This window comes from Streptomyces sp. NPDC044106 (assembly GCF_056433985.1).
In genome coordinates, this window is the sequence record NZ_JBWKFZ010000015.1 from 176,334 (window position 1) to 196,947 (window position 20,614).

General features: G+C 73.3%; 19 protein-coding genes and 1 pseudogene. 2 read left to right on the forward strand and 18 right to left on the reverse strand.

Features of this window, described 5'->3' with window-relative positions; genetic code table 11:
• Positions 1-431, forward strand: a pseudogene (locus AC07DI_RS27460) (diacylglycerol kinase); the annotation flags it as partial.
• 378 nt (positions 432-809) lie between these two features.
• Here the strand turns inward: AC07DI_RS27460 and AC07DI_RS27465 are convergent.
• The 11 genes from AC07DI_RS27465 to AC07DI_RS27515 all read right to left on the reverse strand — a co-directional run bounded on the left by AC07DI_RS27465 (position 810) and on the right by AC07DI_RS27515 (position 12,863).
• Positions 810-2,078: a cytochrome P450 gene (locus tag AC07DI_RS27465; RefSeq protein ID WP_478906608.1), complete on the reverse strand. Its 1,269-nt coding sequence runs from the start codon at positions 2,076-2,078 to the stop codon at positions 810-812.
• A 224-nt stretch (positions 2,079-2,302) separates the two neighbouring features.
• Positions 2,303-2,989 (reverse strand): response regulator, encoded by a 687-nt coding sequence (locus AC07DI_RS27470; RefSeq protein WP_384260374.1) that lies wholly within the window; start codon positions 2,987-2,989, stop codon positions 2,303-2,305.
• Complete coding sequence (locus tag AC07DI_RS27475; RefSeq protein ID WP_478906609.1) at positions 2,986-4,329, reverse strand: sensor histidine kinase; 1,344 nt, start codon at positions 4,327-4,329, stop codon at positions 2,986-2,988. The genes AC07DI_RS27470 and AC07DI_RS27475 overlap by 4 nt, the downstream gene beginning before the upstream one ends.
• Positions 4,330-4,442: 113 nt before the next feature.
• Positions 4,443-5,108, reverse strand: coding sequence for a response regulator (locus tag AC07DI_RS27480; protein WP_478906611.1), 666 nt, complete (start codon positions 5,106-5,108; stop codon positions 4,443-4,445).
• Complete coding sequence (locus AC07DI_RS27485; protein WP_478906613.1) at positions 5,105-6,511, reverse strand: sensor histidine kinase; 1,407 nt, start codon at positions 6,509-6,511, stop codon at positions 5,105-5,107. Before AC07DI_RS27485 ends, AC07DI_RS27480 begins: the two co-directional genes overlap by 4 nt.
• 10 nt (positions 6,512-6,521) lie before the next feature.
• Positions 6,522-7,688, reverse strand: coding sequence for an acyltransferase family protein (locus AC07DI_RS27490; RefSeq protein ID WP_478906615.1), 1,167 nt, complete (start codon positions 7,686-7,688; stop codon positions 6,522-6,524).
• Positions 7,681-8,634, reverse strand: coding sequence for an alpha/beta hydrolase (locus AC07DI_RS27495; protein WP_478906617.1), 954 nt, complete (start codon positions 8,632-8,634; stop codon positions 7,681-7,683). The genes AC07DI_RS27490 and AC07DI_RS27495 overlap by 8 nt, the downstream gene beginning before the upstream one ends.
• A 173-nt stretch (positions 8,635-8,807) precedes the next feature.
• The gene (locus AC07DI_RS27500; RefSeq protein ID WP_478906619.1) at positions 8,808-9,686 is read right to left on the reverse strand and encodes an alpha/beta hydrolase; all 879 of its coding nucleotides are present in this window, start codon (positions 9,684-9,686) and stop codon (positions 8,808-8,810) included.
• An 82-nt stretch (positions 9,687-9,768) separates the two neighbouring features.
• Positions 9,769-10,989 (reverse strand): kynureninase, encoded by a 1,221-nt coding sequence (kynU, locus tag AC07DI_RS27505; RefSeq protein ID WP_478906663.1) that lies wholly within the window; start codon positions 10,987-10,989, stop codon positions 9,769-9,771.
• 202 nt (positions 10,990-11,191) lie between these two features.
• Positions 11,192-12,082 (reverse strand): tryptophan 2,3-dioxygenase family protein, encoded by an 891-nt coding sequence (locus tag AC07DI_RS27510; RefSeq protein WP_478906621.1) that lies wholly within the window; start codon positions 12,080-12,082, stop codon positions 11,192-11,194.
• Between the two features lie 193 nt (positions 12,083-12,275).
• Positions 12,276-12,863 carry a CGNR zinc finger domain-containing protein gene (locus tag AC07DI_RS27515; protein WP_478906623.1) on the reverse strand — a complete coding sequence of 196 codons (588 nt, stop codon included), beginning with the start codon at positions 12,861-12,863 and terminating at the stop codon, positions 12,276-12,278.
• A gap of 111 nt (positions 12,864-12,974) precedes the next feature.
• Here AC07DI_RS27515 and AC07DI_RS27520 point away from each other — a divergent pair, with 111 nt between their 5' ends.
• Entirely contained in the window at positions 12,975-14,102 is a 1,128-nt protein-coding gene (locus AC07DI_RS27520; RefSeq protein ID WP_478906625.1) for an NADH:flavin oxidoreductase, read from the forward strand.
• Positions 14,103-14,215: 113 nt separating this feature from the next.
• Here AC07DI_RS27520 and AC07DI_RS27525 read toward each other — a convergent pair whose 3' ends face one another.
• The 7 genes from AC07DI_RS27525 to AC07DI_RS27555 all read right to left on the reverse strand — a co-directional run bounded on the left by AC07DI_RS27525 (position 14,216) and on the right by AC07DI_RS27555 (position 20,459).
• Positions 14,216-14,629, reverse strand: coding sequence for a DUF3151 domain-containing protein (locus AC07DI_RS27525; protein ID WP_384260399.1), 414 nt, complete (start codon positions 14,627-14,629; stop codon positions 14,216-14,218).
• Between the two features lie 97 nt (positions 14,630-14,726).
• On the reverse strand, positions 14,727-15,749 hold the full coding sequence (gene fbaA, locus AC07DI_RS27530; protein WP_384260402.1) for a class II fructose-bisphosphate aldolase: 1,023 nt from the start codon (positions 15,747-15,749) through the stop codon (positions 14,727-14,729).
• Positions 15,750-15,878: 129 nt separating this feature from the next.
• The gene (pyrE, locus tag AC07DI_RS27535; protein ID WP_478906628.1) at positions 15,879-16,433 is read right to left on the reverse strand and encodes an orotate phosphoribosyltransferase; all 555 of its coding nucleotides are present in this window, start codon (positions 16,431-16,433) and stop codon (positions 15,879-15,881) included.
• Between the two features lie 10 nt (positions 16,434-16,443).
• Positions 16,444-17,232 (reverse strand): aldose epimerase family protein, encoded by a 789-nt coding sequence (locus AC07DI_RS27540; protein WP_478906630.1) that lies wholly within the window; start codon positions 17,230-17,232, stop codon positions 16,444-16,446.
• An 86-nt stretch (positions 17,233-17,318) separates the two neighbouring features.
• A complete protein-coding gene (locus tag AC07DI_RS27545) occupies positions 17,319-18,188 on the reverse strand; it encodes an SRPBCC family protein (protein ID WP_478906632.1) in 870 nt (289 codons plus the stop codon).
• Positions 18,189-18,247: 59 nt separating this feature from the next.
• The gene (locus tag AC07DI_RS27550; RefSeq protein WP_478906634.1) at positions 18,248-19,816 is read right to left on the reverse strand and encodes a polyamine aminopropyltransferase; all 1,569 of its coding nucleotides are present in this window, start codon (positions 19,814-19,816) and stop codon (positions 18,248-18,250) included.
• A 118-nt stretch (positions 19,817-19,934) separates the two neighbouring features.
• Positions 19,935-20,459 (reverse strand): DUF2617 family protein, encoded by a 525-nt coding sequence (locus tag AC07DI_RS27555; RefSeq protein WP_478906636.1) that lies wholly within the window; start codon positions 20,457-20,459, stop codon positions 19,935-19,937.
• Positions 20,460-20,614: the final 155 nt, after the last annotated feature.

Sequence of the window (20,614 nt, forward strand, 5' to 3'; positions counted from 1 at the left end):
GTTCCGGGGCCGGTGTCGTGTCGAGGGTGACCGCCGGTGGGGCCGGCGAGGGGCACGCCTGGTTGCGGACCTGCCAGTCCCTGGTCCGCACGCTTGCGGCGCGGCCTTCGCGACCGGCCGCGGGGGCGGGGGCCGGTGCGGGGCGCGGGCCGGTGCGGTTGCGGGTCGAGGCTGACGGCGTCGTCCTGGTCGACCTGGACCAGCCGGTCGAGGGCGTACGGGTGACCACGGTGGACGGCGGCCTGGCCCAGGTGGAGGTCAGGCCCGCGTCGGTGGGGGCGGAGGCGGCACCGGTGCGGGCGCGTGCGCGGGCGGTGACGGTGTCGGGGCCGGACTTCCGCTATCGCGCGGACGCGGTGGTGACGGGGCCGGTACGGACGCGGACCTGGACGGTGCGGCCGCTGGCCTGGGGGCTTGTGTTGCCTCGGTGAGTTCTGGTGTGCGGGTGCGGTGGGGCGGGGGCGGTGCGCCTGTGGCTCTCTGTGGGGCGGGGCGCCTGTGGCTCGTCTGTGGGGCGGGGCCGCGGGGGTATGTGCGTACTCGCTATCCCTGCGTCACGCTGCACGGACAATGGCGCTACAGGATGCTCGGTGCTCCGTTCGCACATACCCCCACGTCCCCTCGGGAGCGCGTGCGACCGCGCCCCGGTGGGGGCTGACCCGTCCTGCCGTACGTCGCGGGGCAAACGCCCCTGCCCCTACCTCCGCCGTGTGCTGCGGGGCAAACGGGTGGGTGGGTGGGATACATCCGCCGCGAAGCGGCGGGCCTGTTCGTACCCGCAGATGGGAGACGGGGGAGGCCCCCACCCCTCACACCTCCACCAGCAACCCTTCAAGGCCCCGCATCACGAAATTGGCCCCGCGCAGCGGCTCCGCGGTGAGCCGCAGGTTCGGGGCCCGGCGGAGCAGCGCCCGGAGCGAGGCCGTCAGCTCCAGGCGGGCCAGCGCCGCGCCCACGCAGTAGTGGATGCCCGCGCTGAAGGAGACGTGAGGGTTGTCGCGCCGGGCGAGGTCCAGGTCGGCGGGGCGGGTGAAGACCGCGAGGTCGTGGTTGGCGGAGCCGAAGAGGAGGGCCAGCTCCGCGCCGCGGGGGATCGTCACGCCGCCGATCTCGATGTCGTCGAGGACCCAGCGCTCGAAGAGCTGCAACGGGGTGTCGTAGCGCAGCAGCTCCTCGACGGCCGTGGGGACGAGCCCGACCGGATCCGCGCGCAGGGCGGCCAGCTGCGCGGGGTTGCGGAACAGCGCGTACCACCCGTTGACCGTGGCGTTCACGCTCGCCTCGTGCCCCGCGTTCAGGAGCAGCACGCAGGTCGAGATCAACTCCTGTTCGCTGAGGGACTCCCCGTCCTCGTACGCCGCGATCAGGCCCGAGATCAGGTCGGGGCCCGGCCTCTCGCGCCGGACCGCGATCAAGTCCCGTAGGTACGCGCTGAATTCGAGCGACGCACGTACCGCTCGCGCGGCCGTCTCCTCGGACGGGTTCAGCTCGTACATGCCGCAGATCGCCGCCGACCAGGGGCGCAGCAGCGGCCGGTCGGACTCAGGGATGCCCAGCATCTCGCCGATGACCGCGACGGGGAGCGGCTCGGCGACGCGGGCCGCGAGGTCGCCGCCCCCGGCCGCCACCAGGTCACACGCCAGCCGGTCCGCCAACCCGTCGACGTACGGCCTGAGTTGTTCGACCGTACGCGGGGTGAAGGCCTTGGAGACGAGGCGGCGGATGCGGGTGTGCGTGGGCGGCTCCAGGTCCAGCATGCCGTTGTCGTTGAGGACGTGGAACGGTTCGTGCTCGGGCGGCGGGGCCGCGCGGCCGAACTCCTCGTGGGTGAAGCGGTGCAGGTAGGTGCGGCCCAGGCGCCGGTCGCGCAGCAGGGCCGCGACGTCCGCGTGGTGCGGGATCAGCCACTGGCCGGTCGGCGCGCAGTAGTGGGCGCGGCCCGCCGCACGCAGCCGCGCGTACGCCGGGTAGGGGTCGGCCACGAACTCCGGCGACGAGGGGTCGAAGCCCGCGAAGGACGAGGCGGGCACGGCCGCGGTGGACCCGGGTACCTCGGAAGGTGCGGAACGTGCGTCCATGGAGCGACGCTAGACCCGCGCACCGCCCGTGACCAGTCCCCCTGTGGACGGCCTCTCAGAGCCTGTGTCATATCCCCGGTCGGATCAGTGGGCGTCGTCTGGTGCGTGCGATCGCAAGGCGCCGGGAAGTCCTTGTAGCGGAGCTACTAGGGCTTTTCGGCAACGCGGCGAGCGCGCGTGCCAGGCGGGCGGCGCCCACCCGGCCGGGGATATGACACAGGCTCTCACCCCGGTGTGACCAGCCTCGCCTCGTACGCGAACACCGCCGCCTGCGTGCGGTCCCGCAGGCCCAGCTTCACCAGGACCCGGCTGACGTGCGTCTTGATGGTGGACTCGGCGACCACGAGCCGGGAGGCGATCTCCGCGTTCGACAGGCCCTGCGCGATGAGGACGAGGACCTCCGTCTCGCGCTCGGTGAGTTCGCCGTACTGCTGGGCCTGGACCGCCGCCGACAGCCGCGGCGCCTCCGCCAGCTTCGAGAACTCCGTGATCAGGCGGCGCGTCACCGTCGGCGCGAGCAGCGCCTCACCGGACGCCACCACCCGTACACCGTCGGCGAGTTGGCGCGCCGAGGCATCCTTGAGGAGGAACCCCGAGGCTCCCGCGCGCAGCGCCTGGTACACGTACTCGTCGAGGTCGAAGGTGGTCAGGACGAGGACCTTGCAGCCGCCCGTAGCACCCGTGCCGCCCTCGGAGGCGACGATCTCGCGGGTCGCCTCGATGCCGTTCATCTCGGGCATGCGGATGTCCATCAGGACGACGTCGGGGGCGAGTTCACGGACCCGGCGGACCGCCTCGCGGCCGTTGACGGCCTCGCCGACGACCTCGATGTCGGGCATGGCGTTGAGCAGGACGGAGAACCCTTCGCGGACCATCATCTGGTCGTCCGCGATGAGGACGCGGATCGTCATGCGACGTCCTCTCCGGCCGGTACCGGCCGCTCCGCGTGCGGGACGGGCACGAAGACGGTGACTTCGTAGCCTCCGTCGGCGGTCGCCTCCGCCGTCATCTCGCCGTTCAGCATCGCGACGCGCTCCCGCATGCCGGTGACGCCGTGCCCGGCGCCCGGCGACGGCTTGACCAGGCCGGTCGGCGGGCCGTTGACGATGCGCAGGCCGAGCCCGCCGAGAACGTAGCCGACCTCGACGCGGGCCGCGGCACCGGGCGCGTGCCGCAGGCTGTTGCTGAGCGCCTCCTGCACGATGCGGTACGCCGAAAGCTCCACGCCCTGCGGCAGCTCGCGGGCCGCCCCGGTGATCACCTTGTCGACGGTGAGGCCCGCCTCGCGGACGTTGTCCAGGAGCCGGTCGAGGTCGGCGAGGGTGGGCTGCGGGGCGTCCGGCGCCTCGTAGTCCTCGGCCCGTACGACGCCAAGGACGCGGCGCAGCTCGGTGAGGGCGGCCACCGCGTTCTCGCGGATCGTCACGAAGGCCTGCTCGAGCTCGGGCGGCGGGTTCTCCACGCGGTAGGGCGCGGCCTCGGCCTGGATGGCGACCACCGACATGTGGTGCGCGACGACGTCGTGCAGCTCGCGGGCGATGGTGGTGCGCTCCTCGAGGAGCGTGCGCTTGTCGCGCTCGATGGCGGTGACGGTGCGCTGCACGGTGACCTCGCGCTGCGCCTCGCGGCGTACCTGCGCCAGGCTGGTGACCAGCAGTGCGAGCGCGGAGAAGAACAGCATCTGCGGGCTGTCGCTGAAGCCGCCGACGCCGAGGAACACCTCGACCCCCGCCGCGTACGCGGCGGTCGCCACCCACATCCACCAGGCGGTGCGCGGTCCGTTCCGCGCCGCCACCACGACCATCACCGCCAGGTGCGCGAAGAAGGCCGCGGGAGTCCACGGCCAGCCGTCCCAGGTGTTCCCGAGCACGCCGGTGAAGGGGGTGGTGGCCAGCGAGATCCAGAAGGCGCCGACCGGCCTGGCCAGCGTCATCAGGACGGCGGCCATGGGGATCAGGCCGGACAGGGCGTACGCGAAGTGGTTCCCGAGGCCCCCCGTCCCGAAGGCGAGCATCAGGGTGATCGCGGCGGCTGCCGCCACGAGGGCGTGCGGGGTCCAGGCCGCGTACGGGCGTATCCGCTGCGGCAGGCGACTGCTCAGCGGTCCGTCCGTGCTCCTCGGCGGCAGCGGGCGGTAGTCGAAGGCGTCGTGGAACAGCGCCTCGCGCAGGCCGCCGACGACGCCTGCCACCAGGCGGTACTCGGGGCTTCTCGGGCCTCTGGCCTCGATCGGATCTGTCTTCTCGGTCACGGCTACGACGTTACGGTGGCTCCGCCGCGGGGGCGTCCATAGCGAGGGGGGTTCCCCGGCGTCCGTCCCAAGTACTACAGCGCTCCGCCCGCGCCCTTGCGGAGCCCAGGCTCTCAGTACCCCGAGGGGCGCACGACGCCCGTCTCGTACGCGAAGACCGCCGCCTGCGTGCGGTCGCGGAGGTCCAGTTTCAGGAGGATGCGGCCCACGTGCGTCTTCACGGTCTGCTCGGCGACGACGAGGCGCGACGCTATCTCCGCGTTCGAGAGGCCCTGGGCGATCAGGGAGAGGACCTCCGTCTCGCGTTCGGTGAGTTCGCCGACGCGGGATCTCAAGGGGCCGCGCGGGGTGCCGTCCAGGCGGGAGAACTCGGCGATCAGGCGGCGGGTGATGCCGGGCGCGAGCAGCGCGTCGCCCGCGGCGACCACGCGGACGGCCTCGGCGAGCTGGGCCGCCGACGCGTCCTTGAGCAGGAAGCCGGAGGCGCCGGCGCGGAGCGCGTCGTACACGTACTCGTCGAGGTCGAAGGTGGTGAGGACCAGGACGCGCACCTCGGGCAGGTCCGACGTGATGCGGCGGGTGGCCTCGATGCCGCTCAGTTCGGGCATGCGGATGTCCATCAGGACCACGTCCGGGGTGAGCTCGGCGACCTTGGCGACCGCGTCCGCGCCGTCGACGGCCTGGCCGATGACCTCGATGTCCGGCTCCGCGTTCAGCAGGACGGTGAAGCCCTGCCTGACCATGACCTGGTCGTCGGCGATGAGGACGCGGATCGTCATGTCTTGTTCTTTCCTTCGGTGGAGGAGGCGAGGGTGTGCGCCGTGTTCGTCACGTGTGCCGTGCTCGTCATGGGCGCCGTGCTCGTCATGGGCGCCGTGCTCGTCGCGTTCGCCGGCAGGAACGCGGCGACCTCGTAGCCGCCGTCCGGCAGCGGGCCCGCGGCGAGGTCACCGCCCAGCATGGCGACCCGCTCACGCATGCCGAGCAGCCCGTGGCCCGCACCGGGCGAGGGCGGCGCCTTCCTTGTCGCGCCGGAGTCGGTGACGCGTACGCGCAGGCCGCCGCGGGTGTACGCGAGGTCGATCCGCACCGTCGAGCCCGGCGCGTGCCGGATCGCGTTGCTGAGCGCCTCCTGCACGATGCGGTACGCGGAGAGGTCCACGCCCGGCGGCAGCGGGCGGGGCTCCCCGGCGCTCTCACGGCGGACGGTGAGGCCCGCCGCGCGCGCGTTGTCGAGGAGGCCGTCCAGGCGGTCGAGGGTGGGCAGCGGGGCCTGCGGGGCGGCCTCGGGGGCGTCGGGGTTCTCCGAGCGCAGGACGCCGAGGACGCGGCGCAGCTCGGTGAGGGCTTCGAGGGCGTTCTCGCGGATGCCGTCGAGGTTCTCCCTGAGCGCGTCGGGCGGATCCTTCACCAGGTGCGGGGCGACCTGCGCCTGGATGGAGATCACGGACATGTGGTGGGCGACGACGTCGTGCAGTTCGCGGGCGATCCGGCCGCGCTCCTCCAGGAGGGTGCGGCGGGCCCGCTCCTCCGCGGTGAGCGTCTCCTGCTCGACGAGCCGGGTGCGGGTCTCGTGGCGCCCGCGCAGCAGCGTGCCGAAGAGGGTGACGGCGCCGAACACGAGCGCCGAGAGGGGGACCGTCGTGTTGGAAGGGCCCGGCCCCGGGCTGGTCGTCAGTTGCAGCAGGAGCGGGAGGCCGATGGCGAGGGCGCAGGCCGTCCAGGCCGCCCGGGGCCGCAGCCGCAGGGTGAGCAGCAGGGTCACCGTGGCGTGCGCGAGCAGCCCGGGGGGACTCCACGGCCACGGCTCGGAGCCGCGCCCCGGCGGAAGGGTCGTCATCCCGGCGACGGTCGTGTTCACGGCGAGGGAGAGCCACCACGCGGGGACGGGCCGGACCAGCGCCAGTACAACGGCCGCGGCCTGCGCCAGGGCCATGACGCGGCCTGCCGGGTTGCCGAGGTGGTAGCGCTGCGACATCTGGTCGAGGTTGCCGAGTCCCGTGCCGAGGGTGACGTACACGATCACGATGTGCGGGGCCCAGCGCAGCAGGCGCGGCCTGCCGAGCGGCGGCAGCGGCATCGGCGCCACCGTCCACAGCTCCTTGGCCAGACCCCGCAGTCCCGACCGCACAGCCCCGTCGAACCGCTCCCCGTCGCCGCTCCCGCGGCCCCCACCGTTCACAAGATCAACCCTAGACACGCCGCGCCACCTTCACTCCCGCGCCCCCGGACCCGCGCCGCACCGGCGTCCGGCCGCCCTTCTCGTACGTACGGAACGCCGCCCAGCACACCGCGAGCCCCAGCCCGAACACCGGCAGCCAGGCCAGCCTGGCGAGCACCCAGCCCCAGCCTTCCGGCACCGTGTGCAGGCCGGGCAGCGGGCCGCCGGAGAGCAGGCCGAGCGCGGTGACCGCCATCAGTGCCGTCTGGTGCCAGAGGAAGACCGTCATCGCGGAGAGGTTGGTGAGCGCCACCGCCGCCCAGATGGCGGGCCCGCGCATCCACCGGGCCAGCGGCTCACGGAGCAGCAGCGCCAGGCCGCACTGGGCGAGGCCGAACGTGACGGCCGCCAGGGTCGGCGGGTTCAGGTTGGAGACCGGCGCGCCCGGCACGCCGACCATCGAGGCCGGGTAGCCGCCCCACAGGACGAGACCCGCGGTCGCCGCCGCGCCGCCCACCAGGAGCACCCGGCCCGCGGTCCGCGTCAGCTCGCCCCGCGCCCAGGCGGCGCCCAGCGTCCACGGCACGAGCCAGCCCGCCGCGAGGTTGACCCAGCCGAGCCAGGCCGGGCCGCCGAAGCCGAACCGCACGAGGTCCACGTGGAGGACGACGGCCAGCGGCCACAGCGGATGGAGCCGCCGCACCAGCGGGGTGGCCGCGGTGAGGACGGCGAAGACCAGCAGGAACCACAGCGGCGACAGCGCCAGCTTGACCAGCGTGTGCACGGTGTCGGGGCGGGCCCCGGACAGGACCAGGCCCGCTCCCGCGGCCGTCCACAGCGCGAGGACCGCGGCGACCGGCCGGAAGAGGCGGCCGAGGCGGGCCGCGAGCCAGGAGCCGTAGCCGGTGCCGCGGGCGCGGGCCGACGCGTAGCTCCCCGTCGCCACCTGCCCGCCGACCAGGAAGAACACGGCGAGCGTCTGGAATATCCAGGAGACAGGCGCGAGCCACGGCAGGTGCTGCAACGGGCTCGCGGCGTGCAGCGCGCCACCGTCCGACACCAGGGCGGTGACCAGCCAGTGCCCGCCGACCACGCCGAGGATGGCGAAGGCCCGCAGCGCGTCGACGGCACGGTCGCGGCCGGGCGGCGTCGCGGCGTCCACGCGCCGCGCGAGGACGGAGAGGCGACGTTCACGCATGGCGGGCCTCCGGTCCTTCGCCGCGCACGATCCGCGCGAGGTTGCCGAGCGGTACGGAGCCCGGCTTCAGGTAGTCGCTGTGGCCGCCGTCGCCCGCCGGAAAGACGCGGGCGCCGAAGCCGTCGGAGACCGGGTCGGTGCCGAAGCCGACGGTGGTGCCGAAGAGGCCGACGCTGGTGTGCGGCACGTCGGCGATCCAGTCGCCCGCGCCCCGGCCCGCCCAGATCCGGGCCCGGGTGTGCAGGTCGGCGGCGTTGTCGGCGCCGGTGCCCGGGCTGCCGTAGAGCGCGATGTCGGCGACGTCCAGGCCGCGCGGGCCCGAGGCCGCCTCTGCGCACACCACCGAGCCGTACGAGTGGCAGAGCAGCGAGACGCGGGCGCGGGCGTTGATGCCGCGCAGTTCGCCGACGAACGAGCGCAGCGCGGGCGCCGCGTCCTTCGCGCGGCCCGGCGTCAGGACGGCGGGACTGACCGTGCCCGGCGTCTCGTAGCCGAGCCAGGCGACGACGGCCGTGCGCGGTCCCGCCGCCGCGCGCAGGGCGAGGGCGCCGGAACGGAGCCTGCCGTACGAGTCGAGGGAGGTGTCCGAGCCCGGTACCAGGACGGCGACGCTCCTCGCGCGGGCCAGGTCGCCGAAGACCTCGGCGGTGCGGCCCGTGCCGCGCCCGTCGAAGGCGAGGAAGTTCCGGCCGGGTGCGGCCATGGCGCGCAGCGCGGCGGCCCGCTCCGTGGCGCCGTACCCGTCGGCCCGCACCGCCGCCTCGGTGGCGTTCGCCCGGTTCGCCGCGTACGCGGCGGGGAGCGTCGCCGCCGTGACCCGGCCGAGGGCCGCGGGGGCGGGGGCCGGGATCTCTGGGCGGGCGGCGCCCGACACCGGGATCACCACGGCTGCCGCGACCCCGGCCGCCAGCAGAGTGCGGCGCAGCCGCCCGGCCCTGATCCTCATCGTGTCGTTCCCTTCCGCCGCCGCGCGGGCCGGTGCTCCGACTCGCTTTCACGGAAAGGAAGTTATGGATCAGCGGTTGTCGCTCACATCCCGCTGGGGTATACAGCCGCGGGGTAGCTCTCAGGTATGACGGGTAGTCCCGGGGTCTCCGGCACCGCGGCCCTGAGCGCTTGTCAGAAGGCGAGTTGCGCGATCTCCTCGGCGACCACCGCGCAGGCGTCCGCCGCCGGGTCGATCAGCGGGAAGTGCCCCACGTCCTCCAGGAGCGTGAGCCCCACGACCTCGCCCGCCTTCGCGGCCGCGTCGGCGTACGCCTCCGCCACCGCCTGCGGCACGGTGATGTCGGTGCGCCCCTGCACCACAGTGGTGGCGATGCCCGTCGGGAGCAGCGCGGCCGGGTCGGCGTACGGCAGCCGCTCCTCGAACCGGTCCGGCCCGCCGAGGAGTTGCACCGACGCGCCGCCGCAGACCGCGAGGTCCTCGGCGGCGCGGAAGTCCGCGATCGGCGCGAGCGCGACGACGCCGCGCAGCGGGGCCGGGCGGGCCGTGCGCCAGGGGGCGTCGGCGGGCAGCAGGTGCCGCGCGGCCGCCCAGAGGGCGAGGTGGCCGCCCGCGGAGTGCCCGGTCACCACGGTGCGGCGCGGGTCGGCGGACGGCAGCGCGTCCCGTAGAAGTGCGGGCAGCGCGTCGAGGGCCGCCGCCACGTCGTCGAAGGTCTCGGGCCAGCGCCCGGCGACCGGGGCCGCGCCGCCCTGCGCGGGGATCGGACTGCCCCTGCGGTACTCGACGTTGGCCACCGCGAAGCCCCGGCGGGCGAGGAAGTCCGCGAACGGCGTGATGTGCCGCCGGTCGTACGGTGCCCGCCACGCGCCGCCGTGCAGGACGACGACGAGCGGCGCGGGGCGGGTCGCGGCGCCCTTGGGAGCGTAGAAGTCGACGACCTGATCGGGGTGTTCCCCGTACGCGGCGGTGGCGTCCGGTTCCACGACGGGATGCGCGAGGGCGGCCTCGGCCTCGGCGGCATCGCGGGCCACGGCGGCGTCGTCCGGCATGCGGCAACCTCTCAACGGCAGTGCGCCTTGCGGCGTCGCCCCCCGCGCGGAAAATGCGGGGGGCAAGATCCGCCGGACGCTATCAGTCCAGCGTGTCCGCCAGCACCCGGGCGGCCCGCTCGGCGTCCGCGAACGACACGTACAGCGGCGTGAATCCGAACCGCAGTACGTCCGGAGCGCGGAAGTCGCCGATCACGCCCTGCTCGATGAGGCGCCGCATCACGTCACCGGCGCCCGCGCAGCGCAGCGCGACCTGGCTGCCGCGCTCCGCGTGCGCGCCCGGAGTGAGGGACACCACGCGCCCCTCGGGTACGTACGCCCCGACGCACCGCAGGAAGAAGTCGGTCAGGGCGAGGGACTTGGCGCGCACCTCGTCGACGGAGACACCGTCCCAGACGTCGAGCGCCGCCTCCAGGGCGAGCATCGACAGGATGTCCGGCGTACCGACCCGCCCGCGCAGCGCCCCGTCGGCCGGCTCGAACCCGGACCGCATCCCGAAGGGCTCGGCGTGCGAGTTCCAGCCGGGCAGCGGCGAGTCGAAACGGTCCTGAAGGCTCTCGCGTACGTAGAGGTAGGCGGGCGAACCGGGGCCGCCGTTCAGGTACTTGTACGTGCAGCCCACCGCGAGGTCCACGCCGTGCTCGTCGAGCCCGACGGGCAGCGCGCCCGCGGTGTGGCACAGGTCCCAGACGGCGAGCGCACCCGCGTCGTGCACGGCCCGCGTCAGTCCTGGCAGGTCGTGCAGGCGGCCGGTGCGGTAGTCGGCGTGGTTGAGCAGGACGGCGGCGGTGCGCCCACCGAGTGCGCCGGGTACGTCGGCGGGGGCGACGGGGACCAGGCGGCAGCCGGTGAGGCGGGCCGCCGACTCGGCGATGTACCCGTCGGTGGGAAACGTGGTGGCGTCAACGACGATCTCGTCCCGTCCCTCGTCCGGGTCTCGGGCGATACGGACGGCGCCCACCAGCGCCTTGAAGACGTTCACGCTGGTCGAGTCGCCGACCACGATCTGGCCGGGGGCGGCGCCGACCAGCGGGGCGATGCGGTCGCCGATCCGTTCGGGCGCGGTCCACCAGCCGCTCTCGTCCCAGGAGCGGATGCGCAGCTCGCCCCACTGGCGGGCGACGACGTCGGCGACCCGGCCCGGCACGTTCGCCGGCAGGGCGCCCAGCGAATTGCCGTCGAGGTAGACGGTGTCGTCGAGGACGAACTGCTCGCGCTTGGCGCGGAGTACGTCGTCGGCGTCCAGCTTCGCGGCCTCGCCCGCGAGGTCGGGCGGTACGGCGCCGATACGGTCGTCGGACATCCGGTCGTCGGACATCCGGTCCTCAGAGGTCCGGTCCTCCGACATCCGGTCCTCCGACACCCGGCCCTCCGACATCCGGCCCTCAGAGGTCCGGTCCTCAGAGGTCCGGCCCCCAGAGGTCCGGTCCTCAGACATCCGGCCCTCCGACATCCGGTCCTCAGACATCCGCCCCTCAGACACCCGGTCCTCAGACATCCGCCCCTCAGACATGGCTCCTCGCAGTCCACAGCTCGGGGAAAACGTTTTTCTGCGCCCGCTTCTCCAGCCACGCCACACCGGCGGAGCCACCCGTGCCCGTCTTGGAACCCATCGCGCGGCGGGTGGCGACCAGGTGGTCGTTGCGCCACCGCCAGACCAGCTCGGCGACGTCCGTCAGGGTCTCGCCGAGCCGGGCGAGATCACCGCTCTCGTCGCCGGAGTAGAGCTCGGCCCAGACGGCCTCGACCTCGGGCGACGGCTCGTACTTCTTGGCGAGGTCGCGCTGGAGCACGGCGTCCGGGATCGCGTACCCGCGCCGGGCGAGGAGGCTGAGCACCTCGTCGTACAGGCTCGGCTCCTGCAGCGCCTTCTCCAGCTCCGCGTGGACGCGCGGCGAGCCCCGGTGCGGGACGAGCATGGACGCCGACTTGTCGCCCAGCAGGAACTCCATGCGGCGGTACATCGCGGACTGGAAGCCGGAGCCCTCGCCGAGCGAGCCGCGGTAGGAGTTGAACTGGGCGGGGGTGAGCTGGGCGAGCGGCTGCCAGGAGGCGTTCAGGGCCTCCAGCTCGCGCAGGCTGCGCTTGAGCGCGTTCTGCGCGGTGGGGATGTCGTCGCGCCGCAGGGCGTGCGCCGCGGTCTCCCACTCGTGGACGATCACCGTGAACCACAGCTCCATGACCTGCGTGGTGACCAGGAAGACCATCTCGCCGGGGTCGTCCGAGCGCAGGTGCTGCAGGTGGGTGAGGACGTCCGCCTGGACGTAGTCCTCGTACGGCGTGGTGCCCGCGAAGTCCAGGTTCGGGCTCTCGGCCCCGGACACCTCGGACGACTCCGACACCTCGGTGGACGCCGCGCGCTCCTCGGGGGATGCCTCATGCGTCTCTGGGGACATCGCTGTCTCCTCGATACGTACTCCGGGTAGCGGTCCGCCCCTGCCGTTACCGGCACGGGGGCCCCGGTCCCCACCGGAATCCTCCGCAACTTTCCCGCAATCGGCAAGGCCCGTACGCGCCACACAGCAGCGAACGAGCTACGCAGCTGTCGCCCCGGGCGCCCGGTGACGGCACCCCGGACGACGCCGCCCCTCAGCCCTGCGCGCGACGGCGCTCCCGGCAGGCCCGCAGATGCGCCGCGTTCCCGCAGCCCCGCACCGAGTGCCAGACCCCGCTGTTGTTGCGGGAGCGGTCGTAGAACGCGGCGGCGCAGAATTCGTTGCGGCAGATCTTCAGCCGCCGCCAGACGCCCGTGGCCTGGGCGAGCAGCCCCTCGGCGAGGACGGCGGAGGCCAGCCAGCGCGCGCCCGCGCCCTCCGGCTGAACGGACAGGGCGCCGTTCCCGGAGAGTTCGACCACGACCGGAGCCGACGTGAAGCGCACCGAGCCCCCGTCCCCGCAGTCCGCGGCCAGCGCCCGGCCGAGCTGCTCCCGCAGGCACCGCAGCTGCGGCAGGTCGCCCGCGGCCAGGGTCAGCCGCACGGCGCCCCGGCCCGTCTCACGGGCCCAGGACCGTACGGCCAGGTCGGCCCAGTCCTGGGCGCGGTCGAGCGCCCCGTCGGCGAGCGGGTCGACGGAGTCGAGGTGGCCGGCGGGCGCGGTGTTCAGGAGGTCCTGGACGAGGGCGAGGCCGCCGGGCGCGGGGGTCAGACAGAGGCGCTCGGTCGCGGGCCAGTTCATGCGCTCCACGGTACCCGGCCTGGCTGCGACATCAGTGAAAGGCTTACAGTGCTGTCAGACGCGTATGCCTCTGTTCGCGCCGGAAACTCTGCAGAAACTCCAGGAGCCCGCATGGAAGCCACGGAAACCACCACCGCACGAGCCGCGCGAATCCTCGGCCGCCCCTTCGACATCAACGGCCTCAGCGTCCGCAACCGCATCGCCATGGCACCCATGACCCGCGAGTTCTCCCCGGACGGCGTGCCCGGCGCGGATGTGGCGGAGTACTACGCGCGCCGCGCCGCGGGCGGCGTCGGCCTGATCGTCACCGAGGGCACGTACGTCGACCACGCGTCGGCGGGCAGCAGCCACCGCGTCCCGCACTTCTACGGCGACGCGGCGCTCGCGGGCTGGCAGCGGGTCACCGAGGCCGTGCACGCGGCGGGCGGGAAGATCGTCCCGCAGCTGTGGCACGTCGGCGCCACCCGCGACGAGGGCCAGGGTCCGGTACCCGCCGCTCCCCCGGCGGGCCCCTCCGGCCTCGGCCTCGACGGCGCCCCCAAGGGCCACGCGATGACCGGCGCCGACATCGACGCGGTCATCGAGGCCTTCGCCGACAGCGCCGCAGCCGCCGAGCGGATCGGCTTCGACGGCGTCGAACTGCACGGCGCGCACGGCTACTTGATCGACCAGTTCCTCTGGGGCGTCACCAACCGCCGCACCGACGGCTACGGCGGCAACCTCGCCTCCCGCGCCCGTTTCGCCGCGGAGATCGTCGAGGCGGTCCGCGCGGCGGTCTCGCCGACGTTCCCCGTGATCTTCCGGCTCTCCCAGTGGAAGGCGTACGCGTTCGACGCGAAGCTGGCCACGGAGCCGGGCGAACTCGAGGCGCTGCTCACCCCGTTGGCCGCCGCGGGCGTCGACGCCTTCCACGCCTCCACGCGCCGCTACTGGCTCCCCGAGTTCGAGGGGGCCGACCTCAACCTCGCAGGCTGGGTCAAGAAGCTCACCGGCAAGGCCACGCTGTCGGTCGGCTCGGTCGGCCTCGACAAGGAGTTCGTGGGCCCCCAGGGCTTCGCCGCAAAGGCCACGTCCACCGGCATCGACCTGCTCCTGGACCGCATGGAGCGCGACGAGTTCGACGTCATCGCGGTGGGCCGCAGCCTGATCGCCGACCCGGAGTGGGCGAACAAGGCGCTGACGGGCCGCCTCGCCGAGGCAGCGCCGTACGAGGCCGGCCTTCTGGGTAGCTTGCGCTAGTAACAGCCCGTCCGGCGTTTGCGGACGAGGCCGTTCAGGCCGACAAGGGGGTCCGGGGGCGAAGTCCCCGCGGCAGGGGCCCGGGGGTGACAGCACCCCGGGCCCCGGCTACGTCAGCCGAGCGTAGTCGCAGCCGTCTCCGAAGAGTCCCGCAAGAAGCCCGCGCAGCGCTCGTACTCGTCCTGCTCACCGATCGCCTGCGCGGCGCGCGCGAGACCGTGCAGCGCCCGCAGGAAGCCCCTGTTGGGCTCGTGCTCCCACGGTACGGGCCCATGGCCCTTCCAGCCGCTGCGGCGCAGGGCGTCGAGGCCGCGGTGGTAGCCGGTGCGGGCGTACGCGTACGACTCGACGACGCTGCCCCGCTCGTACGCCTCGTCGGCCAGCTGCGCCCAGGCGAGCGAGGACGTGGGGTACTTCGCGGCGACGTCGGCGGGCGCCGTGCCGTTCGCGAGCAGCTCGCGGGGCTCGGGGTCGTCGGGCAGGTGGGTCGGGGGCGGTCCCCCGAGCAGATCCTTGTGAATGGCCATGGGCCCAAGTCTGCGCCATGCGCGGACGGGACACGCATACGGGCCCGGCTCCCCGCGAAGCGAAGGGGTGCCGGGCCCGTACGTGACGCAGGGTGCGCTACTTCAGCTTCGTGCCCGTGGAGCGCAGGTTCGCGCAGGCCTCGGTGACGCGCTTGGCCATGCCCGCCTCGGCGGACTTGCCCCAGGTGCGCGGGTCGTACGTCTTCTTCGAGCCGACCTCGCCGTCGACCTTCAGGACGCCGTCGTAGTTCTTGAACATGTGGTCCGCGACGGGGCGCGTGAAGGCGTACTGGGTGTCGGTGTCGAGGTTCATCTTCACGACGCCGTTCTCCAGGGCGGTGGAGATCTCCTCGGCGGTGGAGCCGGAGCCGCCGTGGAACACGAAGTCGAAGGGGGACTGCTTGCCGTACTTGGCGCCGACGCCCTCCTGGAGGTCCTTGAGGAGCTCGGGGCGCAGGACGACGTTGCCCGGCTTGTAGACGCCGTGGACGTTGCCGAAGGACGCGGCGAGGAGGTAGCGGCCCTTCTCGCCCAGGCCCAGGGCCTCGGCGGTGCGCAGCGCGTCGTCGACGGTCGTGTACAGCTCGTCGTTGATCTCGTGCGTGACGCCGTCCTCCTCACCGCCGGTCGGGGTGATCTCCACCTCAAGGATGATCTTCGCGGCGGCGGCCTTGGCCAGCAGCTCCTGGCCGATGGCCAGGTTGTCGGCGAGGGTCTCGGCGGAGCCGTCCCACATGTGCGACTGGAAGAGCGGGTTCCGGCCGGCCTTGACGCGCTCGGCGGAGACGTCGAGCAGCGGGCGGACGTATCCGTCCAGCTTGTCCTTGGGGCAGTGGTCGGTGTGCAGCGCGACGGTGATGTCGTACTTCGCGGCGACGATGTGCGCGAACTCGGCGAGGGCGACGGCGCCCGTCACCATGTCCTTGTTGTACTGGCCACCCAGGAACTCCGCACCACCGGTGGAGATCTGGATGATGCCGTCGCTCTCCGCCTCCGCGAAGCCGCGCAGGGCCGCGTGCAGGGTCTGCGAGGAGGTCACGTTGATCGCCGGGTAGGCGAACTTGCCTGCCTTCGCCCGGTCGAGCATCTCGGCGTAGACCTCGGGGGTTGCGATGGGCATGTGTCCGCTCCTTGTGATGTGCGGGGTATGTGCTTGGCCCTGACCTATGGGGGCGACGTCATCGTCGCCCCCATCTTTCCAGACTCGCGGGGCGGCTCCGGCCCGGCGAGGCCCCTGCCGGGGCCGGTGTCAGTCGGCCAGGCCGAGGTCGTCCTTCGAGTACGCGAAGAGGTACGGCACGCCCGCGCCCTCGGTGATCTTCTCGCCGGCGCCGGTCGCGCGGTCCACGATGGTGGCGACGCCCACGACCTCGGCGCCCGCCTCGCGGACCGCCTCGACGGCGGTCAGCGGCGAGCCGCCCGTGGTGGAGGTGTCCTCGACGACCAGGACGCGGCGGCCCTTGATGTCCGGGCCCTCGACGCGGCGCTGCATGCCGTGCGCCTTGGCGGCCTTGCGGACGACGAAGGCGTCCAGGCGCTTGCCGCGCGCGGCGGACGCGTGCAGCATCGCGCCCGCGACGGGGTCGGCGCCCATGGTCAGACCGCCCACGGCGTCGAAGTCGAGGTCCTTGGTGAGGTCGAGCAGGACCTGGCCGACCAGCGGGGCGGCCTCGCCGTCGAGGGTGACCCGGCGGAGGTCGATGTAGTAGTCGGCCTCCAGGCCGGAGGAGAGCGTCACCTTGCCGTGCACGACGGCCTTGTCCTTGATCTGCTGCAGCAGCTCGCCGCGTACGTCGTCAGTCATGCGTAAGAGCTTAAAGCCGACGCCAGGTCCAGGTCGTCGCCGTCTCCAAGGGCTCGATTGGGGTCACCAGGCGCGGGTCGGTGTTGAGTCCGTTGGGCGGCCCTGTCTGCGGCTCCACGCACACCGCGGCCTCCTGCTCGTCGTAGACGACGACCCACTGCTCGCGGCTGCTGACGTTGACTTCGAGCTGCTCGGGCCAGGTGAGCGTCACATCGACGCCGTCGGGCATGCCGAAGCAGTCGTCCCAGGGGCCCGGCTCCGGCTCGATGCGGCGGCCGGTGGGCAGGTGGTCCTCGCCGCGCTCCTCCTGCCAGGCGGCCGTGAAGTCGACACGGACGTCTTGGCCGCCGAGGTTCCTGTTGAACCACGGGTGCCAGCCGGCCTGCGCGGGGAAGGAGCCGCCGTGCGTCTCGATGCCGAGGCGCAGCGTCAGCGCGTCCTCGGTGAGTTCCACGATCTGGGTGACGCGGCCCGGGTAGGGCCAGGGGTCGGTCAGGTCGTACGTGAAGACCGCCTCGCCCGCGCCGCTGCGGGCCGTGCGCCACTCGGCGTCGCGGCCGAAGCCGTGGATGGCGTGCGGCGGGGAGTTGACCGGCATCTGATGGACCGTCGCGCCGTCGCGGAACCGGCCGTTCTCGATCCGGCCGCACCACGGCACCATCGGGAAGGAGCCGTACTTCCCGCCTTGCCTCAGCAGCTCCACGCCGCCGATGCGCAGGCTCGCGATGCGGCAGCCGTTGCCCGGCTGCACGGTCAGTTCCGCGTCGCCCGCGGTCAGGGTCACGTCTTCGGTACTCACGGGGCCGACCCTACGGCGTACCGGGGCCTGTCAGGCGGAGCAGGGTCGGGCAGTCCCTGGGGCAGCGGCGGCGCGGCGCCCTTACGTCAGCGGCGGCGGCGCAGCGCCCTGCCGACGACGATGGCCGAGGCGAGCGCGAGGGCCGCGGCGGGCGCGGCCCAGCGGAGCGTGGCGCTGGTGGCGAGGGACTCGGGGGCGGGCGCGGGCGCGTACCGGCCGCGGGGCGGGGCGTGATCGACCTCCTCGGCGCTGCGGCCGATCATGGTGCGGCGCGCGTGCGCGGCTTCGGCGGGCGGTACGTCGATGTTCGCGACGTCGTCCGCCATTTCGGCGTCGGCCTCCAGGGCGTCGAGATCGTCGAGATCCCCGATGCCACCGAGGTCGTCGGTCTCGTCCAGCTCCGCGAGCTCGTCGAGGACACCGGCCTCGTCGGCGTCCGCCTCCACCGTCTCGACGGCCTCGAACACGGTGACCGTGTGGGTGCCGGGGGCGTCATCGGGGCCGGGCGCCGTGGTGGGCGGCGCCGCCTCCGCGAGGCCCTGGGCGAACCGTTCGAGCAGCCGGCGCACCGCGGATTCCACAGCCTGTGGAGAACCTTCGGTGATCCGCCCGTCGGCGGTCGCGCTGCCGCCGAACACGAGGGTCGTCCCCCCGGCGGCCGGTAGGAACCGCACGGTCAGCGAGAACTTCACGGTGCCGGACCCGCGCACCTCCGCGCCCTCCGCCTCGATCGCGTACGAACCGTCGCCGCGCGCGTCGGTCCGCGCCGAGCCGCGGTACGTGATGGTGTGCCCGCCGGACCCGCCGACGCGCACCTTGAGACGCCCGGAGAGCGGATCCGCTCCCTCCTGCGCGTCGCGCTGAAGCCCGGGGACCGCCCCTGCGACCCGTTCGGGGTCCGCGAGGACCTGCCGGAGCCGCTCTGCCGAAACCGGAACGAACACCTCATGCTCCATGGCAGTCGAGCCTACCCAGGAGGTGACCAGTTGTACGACAGTTCGTAAAGGGTTGTACGTCAGTTCGCGTAACGCGGGTGCACGAGGGTGGACGGGGCGAGCCCCGGCCGTCTCGGCCGCTCAGCCGTCCACGCCCCGGCCCGTAGGGCGCCGGATCCGGCCGGGCGCGGCAGCGCGGGCCGCGTCCGCGCGGCGAGCACGAAGCCCCAGTCGCGCGGCGCGCGGGCGCCCTCCGCCGTGCGGTCGGGCCCGGCGGCGAAGCCGGACTGCCGCCCGCCCACCCGGTACGGCACGGTCCGCAGCCCGGCCGCGCGCAGCGTCGCCTCCACCGTCCAGAACGCGCGCGAGCGGGCCGACAGCGGGCCCGCGTGCACGGCGATCCTGCCGGTGCCGGCGAGGACGCGGGTGGCGAGGCCGTAGAACTCCTGGGAGTACAGCTTCGTGCTCGCGGTGATGCCCGGGTCCGGCAGGTCGGAGATCACCACGTCGTACTCCCCGCGCGCGCAGCGCAGCCAGCGGAACGCGTCGGCGTTCACCACGTGGACCCGCGGGTCGCGGTAGGCGTGGCCGTTGAGCTCGCTGAGGGCCGGGTCGTGCCGCGCGAGGTCGACGACGCCCGCGTCGAGTTCGACGACGTCGACGCGGCGCACGCCGCGGTGGCGCAGGATCTCGCGCGCCGCGAGGCCGTCGCCGCCGCCGAGGACCAGGACGCGCGCGTGCGGTCCGCGCATCGCGGGCGCCACGAGGCCCCGGTGGTAGCGCTCCTCGTCGCGTCCGCTGATGCGCAGCCGTCCGTCGAGGAAGAGGTCGAGGGAGCGCCGTCGGCCGCCGGTGAGGACGACTTCCTGGACGTCGGTCTGCACGGCGACCCGTACGTCCCCGCCGTACACGGCGCGCCGGGCGGCCCGCTCGAAGTCGTCGACGAGGACGGCGGCGGAGGCGAGCAGGGAGAGGACGAGGACGTTGGTGGTGAGCAGCGCCCAGCGGCCGCGCACGCTGAGGTCCCGCCGGAACAGGCCGAAGACGAGCGCGCCGCCCGCGACGGCGTTGACCGCGCCGGTGAAGAGGGCGCCCGTCAGCTGCCCGAACAGCGGCAGGAGCAGGAAGGGAAAGGCGAGCCCGCCCACCAGGGCGCCCACGTAGTCGGCGGCGAACAGGTCGGCGACGGCGCCGCTTGCGTCCTGGCGGCGGATGCGCTGGATGAGCACCATCAGGAGCGGCACCTCGGCGCCGATGAGTACGCCGATGGCGAGGGAGAACGCGACGAGCAGGAACCGCGATCCGCCCGCCCACACCTCGCCCCGGTCACCGGTCCACGCGAACGCCGCGTACAACGCCATGGCGCTGCACCCGCCGACCAGCGCGAGCGCCGACTCGACGAGGCCGAACCAGACCGAGGCGCGGCGCCGCAGCCGCTTCGCGAGCAGCGAGCCGATGCCCATGGCGAAGACCATCACGGAGAGCACGACGGAGGCCTGGGTGACGGAGTCGCCGATCAAGTACGAGGCGAGGGCGACGAGTTCGAGTTCGTAGACGAGTCCGCAGGCAGCGCAGATGAACACGCCCGTGAGAACGAGGAACCGTCCTGTCTGGGGTGAGACCGGCAACCGCACCGAGGACTCGAGCACGCCTGGAACGCTACGTCACAGGATGCTCACACCGAGTCCCCCACATGGGTGTAACTCTGCTTTCATACCTGGCGGCCGACCCGCATTTCGGGATTCCCCGCTTACGGGATTCCCCGCGTCACAGCGCGACGGGCACCGGCATGCGTACGCCCACGCGGGTCCGCGTCGCCACCAACTGGCCCTCCTGCGGGTACGCGTGCCACGTACGCCACATCAGGGCCCCTTCGTGGCGCTGCGCCAGCATCGCGGTGAAGGCGTGCGGGCTGCCGGGGAACACCCCCGCGAGTCCGTGCGGGTGTTCGGCGACCAGGGCGAGCAATTCCTGCGCGCGGCCCGCGAACTGGCCGGGCGACAACGCCTCCACCCGCGCCGCGAATTCGTACTCCCATTCGCCGACGCGCTTGGAGACGCCCAGCGGCAGCGGTGTGCTGCTGCCGGGAATGCAGGCGACGGTCTCCGAACAGCCGCCTTGCTCTTCCTCGAGGAGCACTTGGTGGGAGGCGCCGAGCAGCCTCAACTGCATTCTGGCGTCCGCGAGTTCGACTTCGAGGGTGGCGAGCGCGGGCAGCGGCTCGCGCCCCAGGGCCCAGGCGAGGTCCGCGGCGCGCGTGTCGGTGTACGCGGTGTTCAGGGTCGTGAGCATGGGTCGGCTCCGCTAACACTCAATGGAGGTGGGGCCGGCGCCCCGGTGCGGCCACCGGGAGGTCGGAATGCCGGCTCGTGCCCACGAAGACGTCATCTGACGGGTATCCAGAATGCTTTCTGCGAAACCTGAGACGTACATCCTTGGGCGGTGCT